Annotated in this window: 18 protein-coding genes; 11 read left to right on the forward strand and 7 right to left on the reverse strand. The window is 45.3% G+C overall.

The features are described from left to right. Positions 1 to 115: 115 nt before the first annotated feature. Positions 116 to 820, forward strand: coding sequence for a DUF445 domain-containing protein (locus tag CWO08_RS02345; protein WP_048660510.1), 705 nt, complete (start codon positions 116 to 118; stop codon positions 818 to 820). 114 nt (positions 821 to 934) lie between these two features. Here CWO08_RS02345 and CWO08_RS02350 read toward each other — a convergent pair whose 3' ends face one another. Beyond that, the gene (locus CWO08_RS02350; RefSeq protein ID WP_004732526.1) at positions 935 to 1,423 is read right to left on the reverse strand and encodes an Lrp/AsnC family transcriptional regulator; all 489 of its coding nucleotides are present in this window, start codon (positions 1,421 to 1,423) and stop codon (positions 935 to 937) included. Positions 1,424 to 1,702: 279 nt separating this feature from the next. On the opposite strand from CWO08_RS02350, the gene CWO08_RS23910 reads away from it, so the two are divergent. After that, entirely contained in the window at positions 1,703 to 1,873 is a 171-nt protein-coding gene (locus CWO08_RS23910; RefSeq protein ID WP_165886738.1) for a hypothetical protein, read from the forward strand. A 653-nt stretch (positions 1,874 to 2,526) separates the two neighbouring features. On the opposite strand, the gene putP is transcribed toward CWO08_RS23910, so the two are convergent. From putP to CWO08_RS02375, 4 genes are all read right to left on the reverse strand, one after another. Then, positions 2,527 to 4,053 (reverse strand): sodium/proline symporter PutP, encoded by a 1,527-nt coding sequence (putP, locus tag CWO08_RS02360; RefSeq protein WP_170960787.1) that lies wholly within the window; start codon positions 4,051 to 4,053, stop codon positions 2,527 to 2,529. 150 nt (positions 4,054 to 4,203) lie between these two features. Continuing rightward, positions 4,204 to 4,908 (reverse strand): 1-pyrroline-5-carboxylate dehydrogenase, encoded by a 705-nt coding sequence (locus CWO08_RS02365; RefSeq protein WP_019823311.1) that lies wholly within the window; start codon positions 4,906 to 4,908, stop codon positions 4,204 to 4,206. 11 nt (positions 4,909 to 4,919) lie between these two features. Next, a complete protein-coding gene (gene putA, locus CWO08_RS02370) occupies positions 4,920 to 8,057 on the reverse strand; it encodes a bifunctional proline dehydrogenase/L-glutamate gamma-semialdehyde dehydrogenase PutA (RefSeq protein ID WP_108019748.1) in 3,138 nt (1,045 codons plus the stop codon). Positions 8,058 to 8,239: 182 nt separating this feature from the next. Next, positions 8,240 to 9,064, reverse strand: coding sequence for an AraC family transcriptional regulator (locus tag CWO08_RS02375; RefSeq protein WP_048660513.1), 825 nt, complete (start codon positions 9,062 to 9,064; stop codon positions 8,240 to 8,242). Positions 9,065 to 9,542: 478 nt separating this feature from the next. On the opposite strand from CWO08_RS02375, the gene CWO08_RS02380 reads away from it, so the two are divergent. The 3 genes from CWO08_RS02380 (at position 9,543) to CWO08_RS02390 (ending at position 13,857) form a co-directional block, all read left to right on the forward strand. Continuing rightward, positions 9,543 to 10,646 carry a PEGA domain-containing protein gene (locus CWO08_RS02380; RefSeq protein ID WP_055319250.1) on the forward strand — a complete coding sequence of 368 codons (1,104 nt, stop codon included), beginning with the start codon at positions 9,543 to 9,545 and terminating at the stop codon, positions 10,644 to 10,646. Positions 10,647 to 10,869: 223 nt separating this feature from the next. Next, a complete protein-coding gene (locus CWO08_RS02385; protein WP_108019750.1) occupies positions 10,870 to 12,699 on the forward strand; it encodes an SUMF1/EgtB/PvdO family nonheme iron enzyme in 1,830 nt (609 codons plus the stop codon). Between the two features lie 423 nt (positions 12,700 to 13,122). Then, positions 13,123 to 13,857, forward strand: coding sequence for a helix-turn-helix transcriptional regulator (locus CWO08_RS02390; RefSeq protein ID WP_048664436.1), 735 nt, complete (start codon positions 13,123 to 13,125; stop codon positions 13,855 to 13,857). A 96-nt stretch (positions 13,858 to 13,953) separates the two neighbouring features. Here the strand turns inward: CWO08_RS02390 and pdxH are convergent, their stop codons facing one another. After that, positions 13,954 to 14,589 (reverse strand): pyridoxamine 5'-phosphate oxidase, encoded by a 636-nt coding sequence (gene pdxH / locus CWO08_RS02395; RefSeq protein ID WP_017061203.1) that lies wholly within the window; start codon positions 14,587 to 14,589, stop codon positions 13,954 to 13,956. Positions 14,590 to 14,756: 167 nt separating this feature from the next. On the opposite strand from pdxH, the gene CWO08_RS02400 reads away from it, so the two are divergent. The 6 genes from CWO08_RS02400 (at position 14,757) to CWO08_RS02425 (ending at position 24,340) form a co-directional block, all read left to right on the forward strand. Then, on the forward strand, positions 14,757 to 16,679 hold the full coding sequence (locus CWO08_RS02400; protein WP_108019752.1) for an ATP-binding protein: 1,923 nt from the start codon (positions 14,757 to 14,759) through the stop codon (positions 16,677 to 16,679). 84 nt (positions 16,680 to 16,763) lie between these two features. Next, positions 16,764 to 18,059 carry a sigma-54 dependent transcriptional regulator gene (locus CWO08_RS02405; protein ID WP_048664434.1) on the forward strand — a complete coding sequence of 432 codons (1,296 nt, stop codon included), beginning with the start codon at positions 16,764 to 16,766 and terminating at the stop codon, positions 18,057 to 18,059. Positions 18,060 to 18,171: 112 nt separating this feature from the next. Beyond that, positions 18,172 to 19,563 (forward strand): HlyD family type I secretion periplasmic adaptor subunit, encoded by a 1,392-nt coding sequence (locus CWO08_RS02410; protein ID WP_048660519.1) that lies wholly within the window; start codon positions 18,172 to 18,174, stop codon positions 19,561 to 19,563. Between the two features lie 59 nt (positions 19,564 to 19,622). Continuing rightward, positions 19,623 to 20,291 carry a transglutaminase-like cysteine peptidase gene (locus tag CWO08_RS02415; protein WP_048660521.1) on the forward strand — a complete coding sequence of 223 codons (669 nt, stop codon included), beginning with the start codon at positions 19,623 to 19,625 and terminating at the stop codon, positions 20,289 to 20,291. A 5-nt stretch (positions 20,292 to 20,296) separates the two neighbouring features. Continuing rightward, the gene (locus CWO08_RS02420; RefSeq protein ID WP_048664433.1) at positions 20,297 to 22,207 is read left to right on the forward strand and encodes a LapD/MoxY N-terminal periplasmic domain-containing protein; all 1,911 of its coding nucleotides are present in this window, start codon (positions 20,297 to 20,299) and stop codon (positions 22,205 to 22,207) included. Positions 22,208 to 22,225: 18 nt separating this feature from the next. After that, the gene (locus CWO08_RS02425) at positions 22,226 to 24,340 is read left to right on the forward strand and encodes a type I secretion system permease/ATPase (protein ID WP_102480788.1); all 2,115 of its coding nucleotides are present in this window, start codon (positions 22,226 to 22,228) and stop codon (positions 24,338 to 24,340) included. Positions 24,341 to 24,491: 151 nt separating this feature from the next. On the opposite strand, the gene CWO08_RS02430 is transcribed toward CWO08_RS02425, so the two are convergent. Beyond that, complete coding sequence (locus tag CWO08_RS02430) at positions 24,492 to 26,162, reverse strand: DUF342 domain-containing protein (RefSeq protein WP_108019754.1); 1,671 nt, start codon at positions 26,160 to 26,162, stop codon at positions 24,492 to 24,494. Positions 26,163 to 26,242: the final 80 nt, after the last annotated feature.

Below are 26,242 nucleotides of genomic sequence, written 5' to 3' on the forward strand. Positions count from 1 at the left end.
TGCCCCTAGATCAGCAACCTTTCCCCACCTGTTACGTAAACTTCATCGATCCTTTTGTTTTTTTCTTGGCGTTTTTTTCTTAAAATACGCGCAGTATTATTTCTAGAGATCAACCATGAACAAAAGTGTCTTAACTAACGTTATCGCGTTAGCACTGCTTGCTGGCGGCTATGCGACAGCAAACCAATACTTGCTTTACGCAGGCCTATTCGCATTTTCAGGTGCCATAACCAACTGGCTTGCGATTCACATGTTGTTCGAGAAAGTACCCGGCCTATACGGTTCTGGCGTTATTCCGGCGCGCTTTGAAGAGTTCAAGGCAGCCATCAAACAACTGATGATGGAGCAGTTCTTTACTGAAAGTAATATCGACCGCTTCCTAAGCAGCGAGATGACAGGAAAATCGCTTAATCTAGAGCCTGTGATTCAGAAGATCGACTTTAATCCTGCATTCGACTCACTGGTGCATGTTATCGAGAACTCACAGTTTGGCGGTATGTTGGCAATGGTTGGTGGCACCGAGGCACTACAGCCGATGAAAGCGCCATTTGTTGAGAAAATGCAAGAGTCAGTGATTGAAATCAGCAAGAGTGACTCTGTAAAAAATGCCATCAAAGACGAGTTAGAATCGCCTGCGATGATGGATGAAATCAAAGAGAACATTGAGGCGATCATTGATCAGCGCTTGAATGAACTGACACCGAAGCTTGTAAAAGAGATGGTTCAAACCATGATCAAAAAACACCTTGGCTGGCTAGTAGTATGGGGTGGTATATTCGGTGGTGTGATTGGCTTAATCTCTGCGGCAATTACGCTGTAAGTAAGCCGGACAAGTTTATCGGATTACTCTTGCTCTAACGTCCCACAAAAATGGAAGCTTATTGGCTTCCATTTTTTATATCTAAACAAACACGCTTGAAGTAAAACCGGTGCCCTACTTTAAGGTTGCCAACAATTCAGGGTTAACACCAAAGCCCTTTTTATGCTCTTCAATCACGACCTCACTGCGTGTCTGAATCACACCTGGCAAGGTACCTAACTTTGTTGCCATAAACGCTTGGTACGCCTTCATGTCTTTCACTCGAACCTTGATCATGGTATCGAAGTCTCCCGACAATGAATAACATTCTTCCACCTCGGGCATCATTTCAACCGCTTGGGCAAACTTATCAAAAATAGAAAAGCTAGTCTGGTCGAGACGAATATGGATAAAAACTTGGACATCGAGTCCCAACTTTTCTGAACAAAGCTCAGCATGATAGCCTGTGATATATCCCTCTTTCTCCAATCGCTTGAGCCTGTCAGAGCAAGGTGACGTCGTGAGGTTAACCTGCTTTGCAAGTTCAACAACAGGCAAACGCCCCTTCATATGCAGAATTCGTAGTATCTCTTTATCGATACGATCAAGTTGATGCTGAGACATAACATTCCTTAAACATTCTAAATTCCGCTCAGTATATTCCATACCTAGAGCAATCGAAGAAAACCTCGCTCACACATTTAAAAAACTAAATGCACGCATGGCATTCACGTCAAATATAAATAAATACAAATAGATAATGGAGCTTATAAATCAAACTCTGATTATTAACAAATTATTATAGAAATGACCCGATTAACAAATAAGTTGAGCCGGAAACGAAAGAAAGGATATAGGCCAGAGTGAATAATAGAATTATCAAAGAGAAAGGATGACTCTATTATGAAAACGCAAGAACTCGCATATAAACCTTACGGTATTGGTTCATGGACATACGTAACGGTATCAAAAGATGTTGCTCAAGCACTAGCAAATGAGTACTCAAACTATGGTTGGGATGTGAAGATTGATGGCAATGCCATTGAAACTGAACTTGCACTCAAAGCAGCCTAGAAACGCAAAAACCTCCCAACACGGAGGTTTTTTGAATCAAGTTAGTAAGCACTTACTATGGGTTAGGCTAAACCAACTTGGGGAACAGTACTTCCGGTTTCGCAGCGGCAATTGCACGTGCGGCAGAAGTGCTGAGTTTCCATATCGTAGTACAGGTTTCCACTAAATAGCTTTGACGTCCATTGCATCATACGGCCAGAGGCTGTCTCGGGCTCTGTTTCACAACGTTTCATTATAGACTTATGTAGTGTTGTTTTTTTACATCCTTTGCAATAGAGATCAGGCATACCTTTGTCCTATAGGTCTTTAGTGGTTACTGACAATTGACACATCATGTCCAATTCGGTTCCACAATTCACCGAGCTAATGACAAAAGTGAGCGCTAAGTTCAAAAAACAGCCACTTTTCTATTTTTTTTTTTGACATCAAACGCGATCAACAAGATTGATCTTTCATTTCTCGCTCAAGATCCTACGCTTTCGATTTACATTGTAAACCCCAATTTCAACATCAGAAAACCTCGAATAGACTTAATTTGAAATAAGACAAAGGTCGTACTCACATAAAAAAATAGAGCCACCAAAGTGACCCTATTTATTACTCTAAGTTTTACAATGTAAATTCGGCTGTTTTTTAACCGATAGTCATTGGGATTAGTCTAGCTCAACGAGGTTCTTCTCGAACTCAGCGTGTTGCTTCTTAACTTCGTCTTCTGGCTCGCCAGTGATTAGGCTCACGATAACGATAGAGATAGTCGATAGGATGATTCCCGGTACGATTTCGTAAACATCGAACCAACCGCCCGTGAACTGTTTCCAAAGTACAATCGTAACACCACCAACCACGATACCCGCTAGAGCGCCGTTACGGTTCATACGAGACCAGTATAGGCTCAACACGATAGCTGGACCAAATGCAGCACCGAAACCAGCCCATGCATAAGATACAAGGCCAAGAACTGAACTGTCTGGCGTCATCGCTAGCACAAGTGCAATTAGAGAGATTAGGATAACCGCGAAACGGCCTACACGAACAATCTCTTCTGACGTTGCGTCTTTCTTCAGAACTTGCTTGTACAGATCTTCTGCCATCGCAGATGAAGAAACAAGAAGTTGTGAATCCGCAGTACTCATGATTGCCGCTAGGATTGCAGCCAGTAGGATACCTGCAATTACTGGGTGGAACATCGCGTTTACAAGAAGCATGAAGATCTTCTCGCCATCGTCTAGCTTAGGTGCACCAGAGTTCGTCACATAGATTAGACCAACAAGACCAACCAGCATTGCACCAACCATAGACAGTGCAGTCCATACCACCGCGATGCGACGCGCTGTTGTTAGGTCTTTATTAGTACGTGTTGCTTTAAAACGAGCAAGAATGTGTGGCTGACCGAAGTAACCTAGACCCCATGCCGCTAGCGAGATGATCGCGATAGCAGAAAGCGGCTCACCTTTCGCATCATTCCATAGCGTTAGAAGCTCTGGGTTGATGTTGTGTAGGTCAGTCGATAGTTGACCAAGGCCACCGTTCATTGCTGCGATTGGTACAATCAATAGCGCAGCAGACATCAGCAGACCTTGAACCAAGTCCGTCCAAGATACTGCAAGGAAACCACCAAACAGGGTGTACGAAACCACACATACCGTACCGATAATTACCGCAGTTGTGTAATCTAGGCCGAATACCGTTTCAAACAATTTACCACCCGCTACCAAGCCTGAACTTGTGTAGAAAAGGAAGAATAAAAGGATAAAGAAAGCAGAAATTGTTTGGATCAGCTTAGAATTATCATTGAAACGACGAGATAGGAACTCAGGCAGCGTCAGTGATTCAGTCGTAATGCTGTAAGTACGTAGACGTTTTGCACTGATTAACCAGTTTGCCCAAGTACCAACAAGTAGACCACCAGCAAGCCAAAATGCTTCAAAGCCAGCAGCGTAAGCGTAACCAGGCAGGCCAAGTAGCAACCAACCACTCATGTCTGATGCACCAGCAGAAAGTGCAGCAGGCCATGGGCCTAACGAACGACCACCTAGGAAGTAGTCAGTTGAGTTAGATGTACGTTTGTAAGCAATAACACCGATCGCTAGCATCATAATTAGATACGCAATGAACGTCGTCGTTATTGCAAAACTGTTTTCTATCATTTGATAGTCCTCATTTTGTAGAAAGCCTTCCATGCCTAATTCAATGCAAGGCACTCACCGTAAAGGCAAGCAAGTGCATTGAGTTAGGTATTCAGGCTCCAAAGCACTATCAGTTAAATCCAAAGAGGGTGAAAACCAAAGTTGGAAAGAACCAAAAGTGCTTAGAGCCAATTTTACTGAAGGTTAGTGAGCTTCGCTTCCAAGTTCGAGCAAGGTCGCGTTACCGCCCACGGCTGTTATATTTATAGTTCGCGTACGCTCGGTAATGAAGCGCAGCGATAGGTGTGGATCATTGGCAACATTCATTGTCGCCAGATCCGTTTCAGCTACTAAACCGACGATTGCGCCGTCACGCTTAGCAAGCTGTAAATTGATAGCTTGTGCCGTTTGCGAGTTACCCACGTAACCCACGCTACGTACATCGCAAGACAACAACTGTTGAGCAGCGTCATACGAGGCAACTTGCACCAAGTTAGTTGGCAAGTTCGCCGACTTAGCTGCGTCTGCAACTAAGGTATTGAACTGCACATCATCACTGCACAATTGAACGCTGTTACCTGCCAATAGCGCAGCAGTAATCAAAGCCATTGCAGTTTGCAGTGCTGGCACTTTCTCTTCGCAATCATCAACAATCACCAAAGCCACACCGCGGCCAGCGGCATACAACTCATTGGTTTCGCCCGTAGGACCTGCCATTAGGTGATGTTCAGAAAGTAGCGCAGACGCTTGCTCTAGATGATAAGTCGCCACCGTCGCCAAAGGCGCAGATTGACTTTCGATCTCTGATTTCAGCGCAAGTACCTGAGCACTCTTGTAATCAAAGTCTGTAAGGTTCCATTGTTCCCACGCTAGCAAAGCATCAGAAAAACCTGTCACTTGATGAACCATGATAATGCTCCTTATGCCTTGTCTTGTGATTGAGAGAAATGAACATCAGTAAAGCGGTATAGGTAGTGAGGACCACCCGCTTTAGGGCCAGTACCTGACAAGCCTTGACCACCAAATGGTTGAACACCAACAACGGCGCCCACTTGGTCACGGTTGATGTAGCAGTTACCCACACGAACGTGTTTTTCGATCCAACGGTAAGTTGTCTCGTTACGGCTGTGGATACCCATGGTTAAGCCAAAGCCCGTTTGGTTGATTTGGTCTACCACTTGCGCTAGCTCACTCGCTTTGAAGCGAACAATGTGTAGCACTGGGCCAAACTGTTCTTCTTTCAAGCAGCTGATGTCATCAATCTCAAAAGCACTCGGTGGAACAAAATCACCATGTTCACAATCCGTACCTAGAGAAAGCTGAGCTACCTTCTTCTGGGTATTGGTCATGTTTTCTAAGTGCGCCATTAGCTTCTGTTTCGCGTTTTGGTCGATAACAGGGCCAACATCGGTTTTATGAAGGTGTGGAATGCCAACACTCAGCTCGTCCATTGCACCGTGAATCAATCCAACCACGCGGTCTGCAATGTCTTCTTGGATGTAAAGCACACGTAGTGCAGAACAACGTTGACCTGCTGAAGCGAATGCTGAACGAATCACATCACGAACTACCTGTTCAGGCAGTGCAGTACTGTCGACGATCATCGCGTTCTGGCCGCCTGTTTCCGCAATAAACGGAACTGGCTTAGCGTTACGAGTGGCTAATGACACATTGATACGCTGTGCCGTTGGCGTAGAACCAGTAAAGGCTACGCCCGCAATCGCATCATGGCTTGTTAATGCACTACCGATCTCAGCACCGCGACCCGGTAGTAACTGAATGGTGCCAGCAGGGAAGCCCGCTTCATTCATCAGTTCAAACGCACGAGCAGCAATCAAGCTTGTTTGCTCGGCAGGCTTAGCCACAACAGTATTACCCGCCACTAGTGCTGCTGTAATTTGGCCAAGGAAAATCGCTAGAGGGAAGTTCCAAGGGCTGATACAGACGAACACACCACGACCTTGTCGAGAAGCGATTCGTGTTTGGCCATCAAAACCTTTTAGTTCGAAACCTTGTAGATTGTCAGCTTGTTTAGCGTAGTAACGACAGAAGTCGACGGCTTCACGTACTTCATCAACACTATCGTGAATTGTCTTACCCGCTTCTTGATGACAAATCGCCACCAATTCAGCGAGGTTGTCTTCCATCAAGTCAGCTAACTTATCAAGTACCGCCGCTTTGGTTTCAACCGATGTTGCGTTCCAATCAGCGAATGCTGCGTCTGCGCCAGTGATCGCAGCGGAAACATGATCAAGGTTAGCGAAAGCCACCTGACCCACATGAATACGACGATCATAAGGTGCCGTCACTTGCTCAACGTTCTGATCAGCCTTGATCATGCTTTCGGCAAGAGATTCACCGTTGATCACAGGGCCCGCAGTCCATTGATTGTTTAAGAAGCCTTTTACTTGCTCTTCAAACTGATGCGCTTCGCTTTCAATATCAATGTTCACACCGTAAGAGTTCTTACGCTCAGGGAATACCGCTGGAGGCAGAGGAATCTTAGTGTTGTGCAATGTATCGAACGCCAGAAGCATATCGACAGGATGTTGAGTCAGCTCTGCCACAGGGCAACGCGCATCAACTAGACGGTGTACAAACGAGCTGTTTGCGCCGTTTTCTAGCAAGCGACGTACTAGGTATGGCAGTAGATCTTTATGGCTGCCAACTGGCGCGTAGATACGTACCGACTGTTGGTAAGCTTCCATCGCATGGTTGTAAAGAGAATCACCCATGCCGTGTAAGCGTTGGAATTCAAAGTCTTTATGGTCGGTCATTACGGCAATAGCAGAAACCGTATGAGCATTGTGGCTCGCAAACTGCGGGAAGATATTGCCACGAACACTTGGGCTCAACAGGTAACGAGCACAAGCAAGGTAAGCCACGTCTGTCGCTTCTTTGCGTGTGTAAACTGGGTAATCAGTAAAGCCCGCTTGTTGCGACCATTTGATTTCGCTGTCCCAGTAAGCACCTTTAACTAAGCGAAGCGGGATCAAATCACCCTGCTCTTTCGCTAGGCGGTTTAGCCATACTAGAACCGGAAGTGCACGCTTTGAGTAAGCTTGAATAACCAGACCAAATTTACCCCAACCTTTTACAAGATCAGTACGGTACAGTTTTTCGAATAATTTAAGAGAAAGCTCTAGGCGATCCGCTTCTTCAGCATCAATCGTAATCGCAACATCGAGCTCTACTGCTCGGCGCAATAACTGCTCTAGCGTGTCGCAAAGTTCAGTCAGTACGCGGTCTTCGTTCGCTACTTCGTAACGTGGGTGAAGCGCAGAAAGCTTGATAGATACCGATGGCGCAGGGCTCGATTTTGAAGAGACATACGTGTCTCGACCTACAGCTTCAATCGCCATTAGGTAATCTTTGAAGTATTTGTTTGCGTCAGCTGTAGTCAGTGCCGCTTCACCTAGCATGTCGTATGAGTAGGTAAAACCTTTGTCACGCATAGACTTACCGTTCTTCTGCGCTTCAGCAATGCTGCGACCAAGAACGAATTGGTGACCCATCACCTTCATCGCTTGGTGCATCGCTTTACGAATCACAGGCTCAGAAAGCTTGTTCACTAAACGGTTAACCGCTTGACCTGCACTCTGCTCTTTAGATGAAAGTCCAACCACCTTGCCCGTTAACATTAGGCCCCAAGTGGATGCGTTCACAAACACCGAATCAGAATTCTTAAGGTGAGACTTCCAGTCCGCAACGCTCAGTTTGTCGCGAATCAGTGCATCAGCTGTTGCTGAATCAGGAATACGCATCAAGGCTTCCGCCAGACACATCAGCAAGATGCCCTCTTGAGTATCTAAGCTGTATTCAAGCAGCAGTGCATCGATCATCTGGATAGAAGTCTTATCCGCACGGATAGCCTCGATCAATGATGTCGTTTTCTCTGTGATTTGCTGCTTTTCAGACTCAGAAGGGGTAGCTAGTGGCAGAAGTTGCTCTAGCCATTGGGTTTCATCCACCATATATAATGGTGAGATAAGCGACCATAGATCAGCAAGCGGCTGCTCGTTGAATTCTGGCTTTAACACATCAGTAGCTGTAAACATGCGTTTTCCTTAATCTCACACCCGGAATTAGCCCGGGGATCTCTACAATGGCTGCAGTGTATTTAGAGTATATAAGGATTACTTGTCAAAAACTCCGAGTTTTTTGCTAAAAACTCGCTTTATTAACAAAACAAACACAACGTCACATATGAAACTTTAAAATAATATGCCGTTTTGTTTCACTATTTAACAGAAATTTTCTTTTTGTATTGGGATGGTGACATGCCTTGAAGGCGTGAAAAGGTGTGAGTAAAGGAAGATTGACCGGAGAAACCGGCCAATTCTGCAACCTGACCAAGACTCAGATTACCTTGTTCGATCAAGCGGCGAGAGCGGTCGATACGCTTACCTAATACATACTGGTGAGGAGTAATGCCCATTTGCTCTTTGAATAGCATGTGGAATTGGCTTTCGCCCAAAAACACGCTGCCTGCAAGCTGCGCGACTGAGATCTTATTCGCGAGGTGTTGCTCGATGTAACGATCCAGAGCTTCAAGGTCGAAACGCGAATCTTTGATTGAGGTTTCAAACGCCGAGATGTGTCTTTGCATCAATGCGATCACCGTATCATTACAGGCACGGCTTAATAGCAGATCATCAGGGCTTGCCTGCATCTCTTGTACCAACATATGGATAAGTTTTTGAATTTGCGCGTCTAATTGGAAGTAGACATTTGATGACTCTAGCTGGTTAATCTTCTCTAGCATCAGAGGGTCGTCGTCACTCGGCACAGGCATGTTAAGTACCAGAATATCCGACTGACCGACCACACCACCGAAAGCATGATCAGAGCTTGCTGTCACCACACATCCTTGCCCTGGACCGACAAGATTACCCTTACCGCTGACTTCAAATTCCGCCTGACCTTTTAGACCAATCACCACCTGAGAATAATGGTGATCATGACAATCCATATGCGAAGGCAAGGTAATGATCTCTGCGGGACGAGGGCCAGTAAGGCCTAGCGGAGACAAATCTAGGTTTGGAAAGGGTAAAGGTTTTGGCATGACAGCAAAGTACTCAGGTCAACATAGTAAGAATAATACTCTGAAATCTGCACAAGATGAATTTGTAAATGATCATGAGAGTCATTTCCTGACCTCAAACAAAAGATCATCACCGCGATCGTCTTGATCATGCCTCCGGAAAGATGATCAAGAGTGTATAAACTACGGCCATTGTAAAACCAATCGTTCCGGCAAGTTTAGGGGCTTCACAAGCATTCAAGCACGAAAAACCATGTCATCAATAAATGCTTCACCGCTCTAACATAATGAATAAATTTTCTTATATAGCTCAAATAATTGGCTATAAACCTGTAAAAAGTGTATCCGAAGTACCGAAACTTGGCTTTTGAGTAGATTGGATAGCAATAAAACGGTATAAAGACGGGTACTGTGTTAATTGCTAATAACTAGTGACTCACAACTAGGAAGTAGACACTTTATTAACGAGCCAATTTCAATCTACAAGTTGCAGGGACCTATGACTAACTTTCGAATTTCAGCGCTTTTACTTGCGCTATCCCCTCTTTGGGTATCTGCATCGGTATCAGCTGAAGAACTGAATCAAGTCGATCCCGTTTCAGCTATCGATGCAAAGCTAACAGAGAAAAACTCAGATATTGAGCGTATTTCAGCAACCAAAGTATCGGCGACTGAAAACCTAAAACAACTTCAAAACAAGAACAGCAAGTTGTTACGCGAAGGTGAAGAACTTAAGGCAAAACGCAACAGAGCCAAGTCTGTACTCGACAAACAGTACAGTCGCTTGCTTGAAGATCCAGAAACGGATTTGGTCTCTTTCCAGAAAAGTTACCAAGACGCTTGGGCTGCGGTTAAAGAGAATCAATCGGCTCAGCTCGATAACGAACAAGCGATGAACGAGAGCGAAATTCACCTTTCTCAAATCAAGCAAAAGCAAGCTCGCCTGAATAATGAGCTAGCAAACTTGAGAGAGTCAAAAGTTGAAGCTCGTGTAAAACGTATCGCGACAGAATTGCGTGAAAGTGCGGTTCTTGAAACCAGTTACACCACCACATGTTCATCAACAATGACACTGGGTGAGTGTACTGCACAGGGTAAACACCTAACCAATCAGAAAGCCGTGCAAACGTTCAAGAGCCAATTACTTGAGCAGCTCACAGAAAGCACACTAGCGAAGCAAAACTTGCAAGGTGTTCAACTGAACATCCATGTTCAAGACAGCCAAGCAATCAAGAGTGGTTTCTCTGGTAACAACTCTTACTTCATGCAGATGCAAGCTCAGCTTCAAGCAAAACCTGAAGCAGTTGCAGCATGTAACCTATTGAATGTTTCGACTCGCTACTGCTTAACAGGCAGTGACGCTGCGGTCGTTAAGAAGAGTGACAAACAGTGGGCTAACGTGACGGTACGTTCTGATCAGTACAACGACTCAGTAACCATCAACGGCATTAAGTACGGCAGCACGCCTCTTGAGGTTGCGCTACCAAGCGGTCGTCACCAAGTAACCATTTCAAAACAAGGTTACGAGTCTTACAACCGCACAGTTACCATCAACGGCAGCGACACTATTTGGGTTAAGCTTCTTCCTAGCAAAGAAAGCTAAACACCCTTTCTACATAGAGCTAAGCCGATATAAACGCTTAGCTCTATATCAGATAGCCGTGCCTATTTCACAAAGCTGAATGAACACTCGCCATTTTGTTGATAGTTATAAACTGTATGATCGTTATAACCTTGTATAGTCGTTATAAACAGTAGCTGCAGACGAAATGGCGTTCTCGTTTAGAATATTCGATTAACCTAAATTACGATTGAAGTAGCCCATCATGCGCCAAGGTCTTCCTACTCTACTATTTGCACTTGCTCCCTGCCTAATGACTCCTGCTGTTTTCGCAGAAGCAACACCACCAGCGATCGCGCCTTCTGTCACCGATATTGAAAGCTCACTATTCGAAAAGCATGCCGACTTAACGGCTGTTGAGAAGAAACTGGCTGACAAACAAAATGAAGTCGACAATCAAGCGCAACAAACGGCACGTCTAACCAAGTTATCAGCTCAAGCTGAGCAAACACTCGCAAAAGCGAAAGCCAGCCTAGAGCAAGATTATACGCGCATGATTGATGAGCCCGACTTCGACATCTCGCCAGCTCAAAGCCTATTCCAAGACGCGTGGAAAACAGTAAAAGAAGGCAAGCTTGCGATTTCAGACTCTGAGCAGAAGCAGCAAGGCTTGGTGATGGAACTTGAGGCTATTCAAGCCGAGAAAGCGACGGCAGAAGCTTCAATCGCAACCCTAAATCAAGACAAGCTAAGAGCAAGAGCAGAGCGACTAAGAAACGAGATCACTCAGACGGAAGAGCAAACAGTGAGCTTTACTAACCGTTGCAGCAGCGATATGACACTGGCGCAATGTTCAGACCAAACGGTGACCTTGGCACTGCAAAAAGCGGTAAAACAGTTCCAACTTAGTCTGGTAGATAACGCGACTGAATCGAACACAGTGAAAGAACACCTTGCGTCTGCTTCGCTGAATATTCATGTTCTGCAACACAAAGTGAAATCCTCTGGCTTTTCTGAAGATAACCGTTACCGAGCGGTGATTGCGGCGAACCTAGAAACACGCCCAGATAAGAACACACCTTGTCGTCTGCTTGGTATTCAATCATCAAACTGTTTCACGCAAAGCGAGCAACAAGCCAACGACCAGCAAAAAGAAGTCGCTTGGGTTAACTTGGTGGTGCGTTCCAATCAATACAACGACAATGTTTCTATCAACGGCGTGAACTATGGCAGCACACCGGTTGAAGTAATGTTGCCAACGGGCCAGCACATGGTCACGATCGAAAAAGAAGGCTACCTTTCTTTCCATCAAGAGCTGAAGATAGCCCGCGATCAAAACCTAAGAGCCGTACTACAAGCCAAACAGAATTCATTGAATGTCGGCACTAAGTTTGCCGACCCTATGGGTAACGACATTCAGAGCCCTGAAATGATTGTGGTTGGATCTGGTCGCTACCTGCTGGGTGAAAACAATGCCAAGCAAGTGACCATCAAACAGCCATTTGCATTAGCCGCAACTCCGACTCGTGTTCAAGATTTTAAAGCATTCGTTGAAAGCACAGGCTACCAGACAGACGCAGAACTGATGAACACCTGCGATACGTTCGTCAATGCAGAGATCACAACCGTTTCAGACAATGACTGGCAGAACCCAGGCTTTAAGCAAGCAGATAACTCGCCGGTCGTTTGTGTTAGCCAAAATGATGCCAAAGCTTATACTCGTTGGTTATCTAAAAACACAGGCTTCAATTACCGTTTGCCAACGCCACAAGAGTGGGAAGCTGCAGCAAGAGCAGGCCAAGACACCAACTTCTGGTGGGGCAACGAATTCCGCTCTGGCAAAGCCAATACAGGCTGGGCGGGTACACCTTGGTCAAACGTTAGCACATCTCCAGTTAAGTCATTCCTGCCAACGCCAACAGGCTTCTACGACATGGTGGGTAACGTATGGGAATGGACAACCGCTCAGAAAGGCTTAGCGAAAGGTGGCGCGTGGAGCTTCTCTCCTGAAGAAGCGAAAGTGTATAACGAACTGTACGTACCACCTTCAACCGCAGCTAACTATCTAGGATTCCGAGTAGTAAGAGATCTATAGGCTCCCAATAACAGGAGCAAAATCTTAAATATTTACTCTAGGTTCTCAATTATCACATTGAACAGCATTTATAGGGGAATTCCCCCCTTATGCATAAGCACTCCTAGGAGTAGATTCGTCGATAGAGTAGTAAGTCACTCTGGGTATCAAATTGATGCCTCAGTTTAATTTACCTGACCCTCGTAAATTAAACTGAAAATCTTCTACATGTCGACAAGGCATATCTTGTCTTTGGCCAGCCCCTCTTCAGGCTGGCTTTTTTTTGCCTGTTTATTACCCTTTATGCCCATCGATTCTCCGAGATTGACACAGTTAGTCAGCAGTCCGTTCAACTGATATTCACCCTTTACTTCTCGTGTAGAGTTCAAACTCAAATGGCCATTGCAGCACTATAAGAAACTGATATCATTGTGATACCTCTGATTGCGAGATAAAACATTGCCAGATCCACTCAACTCCATACATCGTTCTTTATTCGAGCAACTTCCAGGCTGCTGGGGCTGCAAAGATACTGACTCGGTCTTCGTGTACGCCAACCTTGCTTACAACCAATTGATCGGCTTAAAACAGGGCGAGACTTGTACTGGCTTGACTGACTTCGACATGCCCAGTCAAACCACTGAGTGCGCACAAGATTTCAGAGCTCAAGACAAACATGTGATGGATACACGCAGTACCCTTAAGATCCTCGATATTCACCCTTATCCAGACGGACGCTGGCACGCCCATATCTTTACTAAAACCCCTTGGCTTGATGACGACGACAACGTCCAAGGCACCATCTTCTATGGCCAAGAGCTTACCGATACCGCGATCTTAGAGGTCGGTCATTGGGTTTGTCAGGCAACAGGAACAAAAGGCAATCAGGCATCGCTTGCGGGGTCAGAGCCGCGCGTGTCTAAACTGCAAAAGCGGCTGACTTCGAGAGAATCAGAAGTGCTGTTCTTACTGCTTTTCGGCAAGAAACCACAGTACATCGCGTCGACGTTAAACATTTCAATCAAAACGGTCGAAGGTCATGTCGCTAGATTGAAACAGAAGTTTGATGCACGTAGTAAAAGCCAGTTAATAGAGTATGCATTGGACTCAGGATTAGGCTCAGTGATCCCAGAAACTCTGCTCAAAAAACAGATCTCCGTTGTTCTGCACAGTGACTGATTTACTGTTCAACTGAAAATGCAGACAAAAAAATGCCGTTGATAAGTCTCATCAACGGCATTTTTGGATCGGTTAACAGCTAAGCGATCAAGCAGCCTAAGGCGCTAGGCGATCAATATCCCAGCTGTTGTCTTGGCGAGAGAACAAGAAACGGTCGTGCAAGCGGTGTTCACCACCTTGCCAGAACTCAATGCTATCGACACGAACTCGGAAGCCACCCCAGAAAGAAGGCACTGGGATCTCTCCTTTAGCAAACTTCTGTTTAAGCTCTAGATACTTACCTTCTAAAATCCCACGAGCTGAGATGCGGCTACTCTGCTTACTTGCAATCGCGGCCAATTGGCTCTCTTTTGGACGTGACGAGAAGTACTTCATATTTTCCATAGCCGTCAGCTTTTCAGCCGTGCCCGTAATATGAACCTGTCGCTCAAGTGGATGCCAAGGGAAGTGCAAACTGATTTTGCTGTTGTGCTCAAGCTGGTGCGCTTTACGGCTACCCAAGTTGGTGTAAAAAACGAACCCGTCTTTATCAACATTCTTCAGCAGAACAATTCGTTGGAATGGCTGACCATTTTCATCAACCGTAGCAACTGTCATGGCAGTAGGGTCCGTCAACTTCGCTTCAATGGCTTGCTCTAGCCATAGATTGAATTGCTCAATCGGGTCTGCGGCCAAGTCTTTACGTCTCAATCCACCCTTAGCGTATTCGCGACGAATATCTGTCAGTTCCATTTGGTTGCTCCTTTCAATTTTTTTGTGATTTTGCGCTGTAATCCTTTGAAACACAAGTCTCAGCCATGGTTTTGTTTCACAGAAGCTGTTCGGTGTTAACAAGATCTCGGTACTCTATCCATCATATTGATAATCTTTATACAAACCGATGACAAGCAGAGATCCAAGTGACCAAAATACTGCCTAACCTAATGACTCCTTTTGTTTTATTCTCGTTGTTACTGGGAGCAGCAGGGCTGACCGCAACCCACTTTATGGCAGTACAGTTCCAAGAAAAAATCGTCACTCAGCAACTCAATGAAGCGGCCAATAAAGCCAACCTACAAATTGATTCTGAATTGGACAAATTCAAACAGATCCCGAACTTACTCAGTCATGACCCGCGCTTGCTTTCTTATTTTGACTCATCACCGCAAACAGACAAGATTTCCGCTGCTCAGCTCAATCAATTGCTGTTTGAATGGTCAAATCAAAGCCAGGCCGACACTATATATATCCATGACCCAAGTGGTACTGTGGTCGCTTCCAGTAATTATCAAAAGCCTCGCACCTTTGTGGGTGAGAACTTCTCGTTTCGCCCCTACTTTGCTTCTGCCATTCAAGGTAACAACACACACTACGTCGCACTGGGTGCCCGCTCGAATGTACGCGGTTACTTTCTATCTTCACCGCTGTATGTTGAGAATGACATTGTTGGTGTTATCACCGTAAAAGTGAGCTTAGAGAACCTCGAAAACATCCTAACCAGCGACGAATTTGAGATTGTGGTACTCGACTCTAACCAAGTGGTATTTCTATCAAGCCAAACTCCGTGGCTTTACCATTCATTGTTGCCACTAACGCAGCAACAACAAACGGATATCTCACTTCAACGCCAATACGGTCAAAGCGAAATTTCGATCATCGAAGTATTTCGCTCTTCAAGCTCTCAACCAGAAGCTAACGCTAATCGATCTAACAACCTTCAATCCAACCAAATCCAAAAAGAGCTCACGGCCAACCAGTTATTCAAGCTTGGTACTTTTAATCTTTACCCAGCTGCCGTCAGTAACAATCAGTACCAAGTGGTCGCACTAAAAGAGACCCGGGCTGAGCTTATAAAAGTACTGCAGATCGATGTCATCTTCGTCGTGATTTACAGCTTGGTGATGCTTATTGCTTGGTCATGGCGCCAAACCTACGTAGCGAAAGTGGCGTTGACCCGACTCAACCAAAACTTAGAGCAAACCGTTGATAAACGGACTCACTACTTGAAGCAATCCAATCAACAGCTGCAACAAACCATCTTTCAATACCAAGAGTCGCAGTTGAAGTTAAAGCAGACAGAAAAAGAGCTGACACAAACTGCGAAATTAGCGGTACTTGGTGAGCTGTCAGCCAGCATTAATCATGAAATCAACCAACCACTTGCAGCACTCAGAACCTACAGCGAGAACAGCTTAAAACTGCTTGAAATGGAACGAACCGATTTGGTGAAAAGTAATCTTGAGAAAATGATTGGCCTAAACAACACCATTACCGACATCATCGCGCGACTCAAAGTCTTTACTCGCAAGGTCACCAAACAAGAGCATCATGTAGCCAACCTGCATCAAGCGGTCAACAATGCCACCAGTATTCTCAGCGCACTGATGATCAAGCAAGGCATCACGCTCAGGTTAAGCACGGTACCAGATGACATTAATATCGCGATTCATCCGACCGAGCTCGAACAAGTGCTGGTGAATCTGATTCACAACGCGACTCAAGCTCTTCAGCAGCAAGCCATAGATCAACAAACCTTGCTCCAACAAACAACAGTTCAACAAACAGCAGCCCAACAGGCTATTCCACAGATAGGCGTTGAATGGCAACTGCATGAAGACATGTGTCAGGTGATCATTTGGGATAACGGAATTGGTATGTCTGCCGACAAGCTTGAACAACTTTTTGACCCGTTTTTCACCACTAAGCCTGAAGGTTTAGGGCTTGGACTCTCTATATCTAAACGGATTATTGAAGCGTATCACGGCTCGATCAGTGCAGCCCAGTTGGAGCCGTCAGGCATGGTATTCTCGCTTAATATCCCGTTATACAAAGTTAACAACTGACGCAGAATTGGTATTGTTAACGAGAAAACGAATTTCACATTACTGCTAATCTCACATACAGCTAAGGACTCGGCTTTGCACTCTATGCCCAAACTCTATTTTGTCGACGATGAACCCGCTATCCGAGACTCCGTAGAACAAGCCATGCTGATTGAAGGCATCGATATCGTCTGCTTTCCTAATGCTATTGAGGCTCTAAAGAAGATAAATACCACGCAAGCCGGGATTGTCATTACCGATATTCACATGCCGGTGATGGATGGCATTCAATTAACGCAAAAATTACTGAGCCAAAATCCTCATTTTCAGGTCATTGTACTTACCGGGCATGGTGACGTGCAAACCGCGGTATCTGCGATGAAAGCCGGGGCTTATGATTTTCTGGAAAAGCCGTTTGTGGTCGATGCCCTCCTCACAGCAGTAAGAAAAGCCGCAGATAAGCTCGCACTGGTTGAAGAAAACAACCTATTGCGTAAAGAGTTGGCGATGCAAAATCAGGTGGGCCCAAAACTGATTGGTCAATCGCCATCAATGCAGGCATTACGCCGAGAACTGATCACCTTAGACACCAAAACCAACCCACTTCTATTGTTTGTTGGTGATTTAGGGACGGGGAAAAGGGTCACAGCACAATACACTCATGATTTACACAGTCATCAAACTGCGGAACTTTGCCCTGTTGCTGCGTTTAATTTGCCACGCAGTGACGAAGCGACATTTCATCAGTTTGTTTTGCAACTGTTCTTGAAGCATCAAGGTGGAACGATCTATATCCATGAGACAGAAGCATTAACTCAGGATCAATGGCTGTGGTTAGCGAATCTAAAACCCACTCTACTTCGTGAAAACTCATGCAAGACCAATGCAACTTGTATCATTATCGCAACCAAAATAGTTCCTACTACAATTACAGGTGAACTGCGCCAATTTAATTTACTACCCTTGGCGCAAAGAACGGAAGATATTGGGTCTTTGTTCAAACACTTTGCTCGCGGTGCAGCAAGTCGCTATCAGTTGCCGCCGCCCGTTATTACAGAAAAAGAGATTCAACGACTCATTGCAACGCATTGGGTAGAGAACATTCGCCAGCTTCGCCAGCATGCCGAACTCAGAGTCTTGACTCAAATTAAGCAGCCGTCGCTCGACAGCGATACTAATGAGCAAAATGACGATAACGAACTCGACGTCAGCATTGAAGAACAACAACAGTCGTTAAACCAACGTACCGATAGCTTTGAACAAATTATCTTGATTGAGGCACTACATCGCCATCAAGGTCGTTTAAAAGAAGTACAGCAAGAGCTTCAGGTGTCGCGAAAAACACTGTATGACAAACTAAGAAAGCATCAGCTCGATAAAACCGATTTCAAGAACCGATAAGTCTTAAAAAATATATAAATTCAAAGATTTAAAGGAACAAAATCTTAACATTTATAAGAAGTAAGAATACACTCAATAGGCTTGCACTTTTATTTAGCGAACAAGGACTGTTATGAGTCAGAAAAATTTCAGCAAATTGAACGAGACCGAGCTTGAGTATGTCGACGATAAAACAGCGGCACTACTCCTCAATACGCCCACCAGTGCGCGTATTATGTTGTGGGTGATCGTTCTGTTTTTTATTGCTGCTATTGGGTGGTCTGCTTGGGCAGAGATCGACAAAGTTACCGTTGGCCAAGGCAAAGTGATCCCTTCCTCTCAAATCCAAGTGGTGCAAAACCTTGAAGGTGGCTTAGTTAAAGAGATCTTAGTTAAAGAAGGTCAACGTGTTCAGAAAGGTCAGCAGCTACTGTTGATCGATGACACTCGATTCCGTTCGGACTTCCGCGAACGTGAACAACAAGTGGCGAACTTAACCGCCAACGTGTTGATGCTATCCGCTTCATTAACCAGTGTCGTCATTAACGAAGAGTTCTCTGTTGAAGAGTGGAAAAAAAGCGTGTTGCTTGATTACGGTAAACTCGCCTTTCCACCCAAGTTCTACGAGCTTCAGCCTAAACTGGTTAATCGCCAAAAAGCCGAATATCGTCAAGATCTGAATAACCTAAAAAACCAACTTTCTGTTTTTGATCAACAAGTTGAACAGAAACAGCAAGACCTAGTTGAGATTAAGGCGCGGGTTCGCAACCTAAAACAGAGTTACCAGTTTGCTCGCCAAGAACTGGATATCACCAAACCTCTCGCCGATGAAGGTGTGGTACCACGAATTGAATTACTTAAACTGCAAAGACAAGTGAACGACACTCGCCGAGAAATGACCTCAAGCGAGCTAAAAATCCCTCTGCTACGCTCAGCAATCAAAGAATCCATGCTCAGCCGTATTGATGCTGCCCTGAACTTCCGCTCCGAACAACAAGAAAAGCTCAATCAAGCGCAAGATAAGCTCTCTGCAATGACCGAATCGGCTGTTGGTCTTGAAGACCGAGTAAACCGTACTGTGGTGGTTTCTCCTGTAACTGGCACCGTTAAAACATTGGGCATTAATACTGTCGGTGGTGTTATCCAACCGGGTATGGACATCGTTGAGATTGTACCGACAGAAGACTCTCTCTTGGTTGAAGCGAAAATCGCCCCACAAGATATCGCTTTCCTACGCCCAGAATTGACTGCCATCGTTAAGTTCAGTGCCTATGACTTCACTAAATACGGCGGTCTAGAAGGCGTACTAGAGCACATCAGTGCCGATACCACTCAAGATGAAGAAGGCAACAGCTTCTACATCGTGCGTGTGCGCACCGAAAAACACAATTTTGGACAGAACGAAGAGTTGCCAATCATTCCGGGCATGACTGCCTCAGTCGATATCATCACAGGCAAAAGAACCGTGCTTGAGTACATGTTGAAGCCACTATTAAGTGCTCAAAACAATGCACTAAAAGAGTAAGGACGTTGGATGTTTGATAACGCCTTTCAGTACGCAGTAAATAGACAAGAGCAGAGGCTATGAAGTCTCGGATTTCGCTATTGCTGCTAGTTCTTACCTCTTTTACCTCTGTGGCGCTCAACAAGAGCGACCAAAGGTGGATAGATGCGGTGACCAAAACCTACGGCGATAGAGCCGGAAAGCGAGTAGCAACGTGGCGTTCAAACATGACGTCATACGACAGATTAAGTGAAAAAGAGAAGCTCAGGTCAGTGAACCAATTCTTCAACCAGATGTACTTTGTCGATGACAACTTACTGTGGGGAAAAAACGACTATTGGGCAACACCACTGGAGTTTTTAGGCAGCAATGCTGGTGACTGTGAAGATTTCACTATCGCAAAATACTTCTCTTTGCTTGAACTGGGCGTCCCAGATAAGAAATTGCGATTAGTGTACGTAAAAGCACTGGAGTTAAACCAATTCCATATGGTGTTGGCGTACTACTCAACACCGAGTGCAGAGCCACTAATTTTGGACAACTTAAACCCTGAAATTAAACGCGGTTCCAAACGCCCAGATCTACGACCGATTTACAGTTTCAACGGTAAAAATCTTTGGCTGATAAAATCGGCAGCGGGCAGCGGTAAATTAGCAGGGAAATCTTCAAGATTGAGCTTATGGAACGACTTACGTTCTCGTGAGCGCTCTCTAAAATTAAACAAACCCATTATCAATTACGATGAGTAGGTACAATGACTTTATATAAACAGCTTGTGGTCGGGATGGTTGCAGTGTTCATACTGCTGATGACGTCAGTTTTTATGATCGAATTCAATACCACCCGAGGATACTTAGAGGAGCAGCAACGCTCTGAGGTAAGTAATACCATTAATACTGTTGGACTGGCTCTCGCCCCTTACCTAGAAGAAAAAGACAAGGTGGCAGTGGAGTCTGTAATCAACGCCCTGTTTGATGGCAGTTCTTATTCCGTCGTTCGATTGATCTTTCTCGACAGCGGTGATGACATTCTCCGCTCATACCCTGTAAAGCCAACTGGCGTACCGGAGTGGTTTACCAACCTAAACCTGTTCGAGCCTGTTCATGACCGCCGCGTGATCACCAGTGGCTGGATGCAACTGGCAGAAGTAGAGATCGTAAGTCATCCAGGCCCTGCCTACGATCAACTTTGGCAAGCATTCATCCGCTTATTAAGCATCTTTGGCACGATCTTCTTGCTCGGTTTAGTGTCTATATCTTGGATCCTTAAACGCGCTTTACGCCCGCTCTCGTTGATCATTACTAAGATGGATCAGATCGCCAAGAACCAGTTTGGCGAACCTCTAGCTCGTCCAAAGACAAAAGATCTAACCTTGGTTGTCGACGGTATCAACCACATGTCGACTCAAGTTGAACTGGCATTTAAAAACCAAGCGAAAGAAGCTCAAAAGCTGCGTGAAAGAGCGTATATCGACCCTGTATCTCAGTTAGGTAACCGTGCTTACTACATGTCTCAGTTAACCCAGTGGTTAGAAGAGTCTAGCTTAGGTGGTTTAGCGGTACTAAAAGCCGAATTTATTAGTGAAGAGTACGACGAAAAAGGCTACCAAGAGGGTGATGCCTTGGTTCATCAACTGGCTGAACAGCTACAGGCTTCAATTTCATCACCAGATATCACCATCGCCCGTATTTCTAGTGACGAGTTTGGTTTCATTATGCCGAACATTGACGAAAGCGAACTTAAACTTGTCGCGGGCAGCATCGTAAATTGCATTCAAAACCTAGGTTCAGACCCTACAGGTACGGCGAATCCACACATCGCATTAGGTGTGACATACAGCAACACCCGAAAAAACAGTACCGAAATCATGTCGTTGGTTGATAACGCACTCTCAAGTGCCAAGGCGAACCGAGAGCTTGCTTACGGTTACGTAACCGCAGACGATCACGGCGCTGTGATGGGTAAACAACAATGGCGTATGTTGGTTGAAGAAGCGATCATCAACGACCTCATTACCTTCCGTCTTCAGGCTGCAAATAATGCCTTTGGTAAAACGTATCACCAAGAAGTATTCTCTGCGATTGAAAAAGATGGCGTGCGTTACGGTGCTAACCAGTACTTGTACGCACTAGAACAGCTTGAAATGAGCCACATTCTCGACCAATACGTTATCGAGAAGATGATTGAAAAACTGAATGCGAAAGAAGTAACAAGCCCTGTTGCTATCAATATTTCGCCAAGCAGTATTTCTCAACCAAGCTTCATCCGCTGGATCGGTAAGACGCTTGAACAAAATACTTCAATCGCTCACCTGTTGCACTTTGAGATTCCAGAAAACTGCTTCATCAACGTTCCGCACTACACGGCACTATTGTGTAACACCATTCGCAATGCTGAAGCGGTGTTTGGTGTCGATAACTACGGACGTAACTTCCAATCTCTGGATTACATCAACGAATACCGTCCAAGCTATGTGAAGCTAGATTACCTGTTCACACATAACCTGGATGACGAAAAACAAAAGTTCACCTTAACGTCGATCTCTAGAACCGCTCACAACCTAGGCGTCACCACCATCGCGTCTCGAATAGAAACTCAGACTCAGCTAGATATCTTGTCTGATAACTACGTAGAAGTGTTCCAAGGCTTCATTGTTGATAAATAGTTGTAAGGGTTATATCACATGCAAGATCCACTATTGAACTCACTGATCTACGTTAGCCGATATTACGGGTTAGCTAACTCGCCTGAAGCGTTGATCAATGGGCTACCATTATCAGACGGAAAGCTAACCCCTTTCCTATTCCCTCGTTCTGCAGAGCGAGCAGGATTGGTGGCGAAAGAAAACCGTTCCGACTTGGAAAAGATACCTCACCTGATTCTGCCTGCGGTTTTACTACTTAAACAAGGTGAGGCGTGCGTTCTCAACAGCATTGATTTAGAAAAGCAAGAAGCGGAAATCATTACAGCGGAAAGCGGAATGGTGCCAATCATCATTCCTGTCGAAGAACTGAAAGAACAATTCATCGGCCGCTACTTCTTGGTAAAGAAACAGTTTCGCTATGATGAACGTTCACCAGAGGTTCTAAAAACACGTAAAGGGCATTGGTTTTGGAGTACCATTTGGGAATCAAAAAACATCTACCGAGATGTGTTGATAGCCTCCATTCTGATCAATATCTTCGCGATAGCCGCGCCAATGTTCACACGCTTGGTGTATGACAAAGTCGTTCCCAACCTTGCCTTTGAAACTTTGTGGGTGCTAGCGAGTGGTATCTTTGTCGTGTTCCTATTCGATTTGCTGCTCAAATTGATGCGAAGCTACTTCATTGACGTTGCCGGTAAGAAGTCCGACATCCTCATTTCTTCCAAGCTGTTTAGTAAGGTATTAGGGATTCGTATGGAAGCAAAGCCTGCTTCTGTCGGTGCTTTTGCCAAAAACTTGCAAGAGTTCGAATCAATCCGTGAGTTCTTTACCTCAGCAACCATCGGCTCGTTAATCGACTTACCATTCGCGCTGATGTTCTTGGCGTTGATTTGGTTAATGGCCGGAAACCTTGTATTTGTTCCTGTTGTCGGCGTGGTTATTCTGATCATCTATGCACTGTTAATCCAAGGTCCACTGCGTCGTACTATTGAAGAGGGCTCTCGTCTTGCTTCTCAGAAGTACGCGAACTTGATTGAAAGTTTGGCTGGGTTAGAGACGGTTAAGCTCTTCAGCGCGCAGAGTCAGTTCCAATTCCGTTGGGAAGAAGCGGTTGCGCACATGGCAAATTGGAATATCAAAAGCCGACGCATCACAGACAGCATCCAAAACACCGCCGGCTTTGTTCAGCAAAGTACTAACGTAGGTATGATCATTTTTGGTGTGTATCTCATTGCTGAAGGTGAACTGACTATGGGTGGCTTGATTGCTGCGACCATGCTGAGTGGCCGTGCGATTGGTCCTCTTGTTCAACTGTCTTTGCTTTCTACACGTTATAACCAAGCGAAATCGTCGATGACTCTGATTGAGCAAGTCATGTCGATGCCTGATGAACAAGAAGAAGGCAAACGCTACATTCATCGCCCGATTATCCAAGGTCATATCGCGTTAGACAAAGTGACGTTCCACTACCCTGACTCGCCAGTCGCTTCTATCAGAGACTTAACACTGCATATTAAACCTGGTGAAAAGGTGGCGATCATTGGCCGAATTGGTTCAGGTAAAACGACTCTAGAGCGCCTGATTATGGGCCTGTATAAGCCCACAGAAGGCCATGTTCGCATTGATGACACCGACATGGAGCAACTACATCATGTCGACGTACGACGCAATATAGGCTGTGTACCGCAAGACAGTAACCTATTCTATGGCTCAGTAAGAGACAACATTACCTTAGGTCGTCCATTGGTCGATGACCGTGATGTAATGGATGCTGCGAACCGTGCAGGTGTTACCGCTTTTACTCAGCAAGATCCAGCAGGCTTAGAACGCCAAGTGGGCGAAGGCGGTGGTTTGCTGTCTGGTGGTCAACGTCAGTCAATTGCCATTGCTAGAGCCTTCCTAGGCCGTCCTCCAGTGCTATTGATGGACGAACCGACCAGTGCGATGGATAACCGTTCAGAAATGCACATCAAGCACCAGCTTAACCAATTGCTACCAAGCGAGACGTTAATTCTGATTACACACAAAACATCGATGTTGGACATTGTCGACAGAGTGATCGTAATGGAGAAAGGCTGCATTATTGCTGACGGGCCAAAAGCGCAAGTTCTGTCAGACTTGAAGCAAGGTAAGGTAAGAGCTGCAAGTTAAAGCGCTCATGTGACTTAAAAAATCTAACTAAATCAATATCAGTGACAAGCAAAGGGGGGAGCATCAGCTCCCCCCCCTTTTTTTTATTCGAATATATAGAAAACGGTTCGAACCGATCTAGTCAGAATCATTCAGACTGAGAGTCTTTCAATCACAATGAGATATCTTCTTGTTCCATCTTAAATGAACATTGAATCTCGTATTGATTGAACGAGAATACACTGCCACCATGCGTTCGCTTAGTAGTGACCGTCTCATCACCAAACTGGATCGTCACTCGGGTATACACTTTTTCATGAGCCTCTATGGTGCATTCGGCAAGGTTGGTTTCAAATTCCGCTTCGAGGGTATCCAACTGCGACTTAGTATTTTCAATGGCGAGGTTGTTCTTCTCACGTTGCTGCTCAATTTCTAGGGCTTGCTCCCCGCTTCTCTCAGCTTTCGGGCGCTTCTTAAATTCTAACTCTTGGCGGATCACACCCATGGTTTGCTCTTGAGTGTGTTTATAAGTTTCCTTCAGCTCGGCTATCTTTTGTCGGTAGCCATCGTAGCGTGCAAAACCATGTACCTTGGTTGCGGTGTCTCCCTCAACACCTAAGAACACACATTCTATCTTTCCACCGACTTTGGCTTCGCCACCACTGAGCGTGCCATGCTTTTTCAAACTGTCCATCACGATAAGATTGTTACCACAGCGAATGTCATTACTCATACTGTGCACACCAAGTCGAAGGTCACCGGCGGTTTGTAGCTCGGCATTCTGTGCGTAGCTTGCAGTAATGGAACCTTTACTGAATACCTTACAACTTTTTGGCTCACCCTCTTTGGTGGTGTGGCCGATAATACCTTTCGCGACTTTGATATCTCCCTGAGCTTGAACTTCGGCTGATTCAATAAAACCACCCACCGTGACACTTCCGGTCGCCTTGACGATCATCCCTGGCTCGATGTTGCCAGAGACAAAGACATTGCCTTTGAATTTAACGTGCCCAGTTGAGACATCGACGTTGCTGACACATAAGGCGTCATCCACTTCGATGGTTCGATCTTTAATGATGGGCAATCCAGGGTGTGAGGCGAGTAGTAGATTGGGATCTTCAGGGGAGATGTAGGTACCTTTTCCAGGCTTGATTAAACTGTCTTGTCCAGGAAGCGGTGGGATAACTCGACCTTGGACGGTAAAGCCTGCAATGCCTTTGGTTGCGGGGGTACGTTTCATTAAGTGATCATTTTGACCAACGGTAATGGTTTGTCCCAAATCTCGCATATCGATCTTGCCTTCGTCTTTATTGCGAGGCTTCAAAACTTGGCGAGTAATATCTTCAACCAAAGCGGCAAATTTTGCGTCTTTACCCTTTACGGGTTGTGTCCCCTTGGCGACTGGCTGAGTAAACTTTTCGCCCGGCTTAAGCTTGTTACTCATCATTAATGCTTTTCTGAGCGCTAACTTATTAATTCCTTTTGTTATGTGGGCTTGAGCTAAACAATGAATAATGTCGCTACCACGCAGCGCATGTCCATTATATGGCCCCGTTACCACAAGACTTGCGAGCATCTCATCATCAGATAATTCGACCGTAACATTGGCATTTCGAACTTCTGCAATCAAGATTCCTTCATAAGCTTCCCCCTTACCTTCTTTAGCAAGAGTGACAAAACGCAAAACCTCTTCTTCGAAAATAAAATAGTTTGATGCGTTCAAAGCTTCCAAGGTTGCTGGCAGCGTCTTATTATCAAAGCTTGCGTCGACCACAAACCCAGTTGGCAGACACGCCATCACTTGTTGCTTATCTTCCGACAATGTAACGATGTTATCCCACATTCGAATTGAGTATCCCTAATGACTCAGTTGTTATTCAGTCTATATAATTCGTTCTGCGCTTAGAATCACATTATTAGAAT

It is taken from the genome of Vibrio sp. 10N.286.48.B8 (assembly GCF_003050085.1).
GTDB classification, from domain to species: Bacteria; Pseudomonadota; Gammaproteobacteria; order Enterobacterales; family Vibrionaceae; genus Vibrio; species Vibrio crassostreae.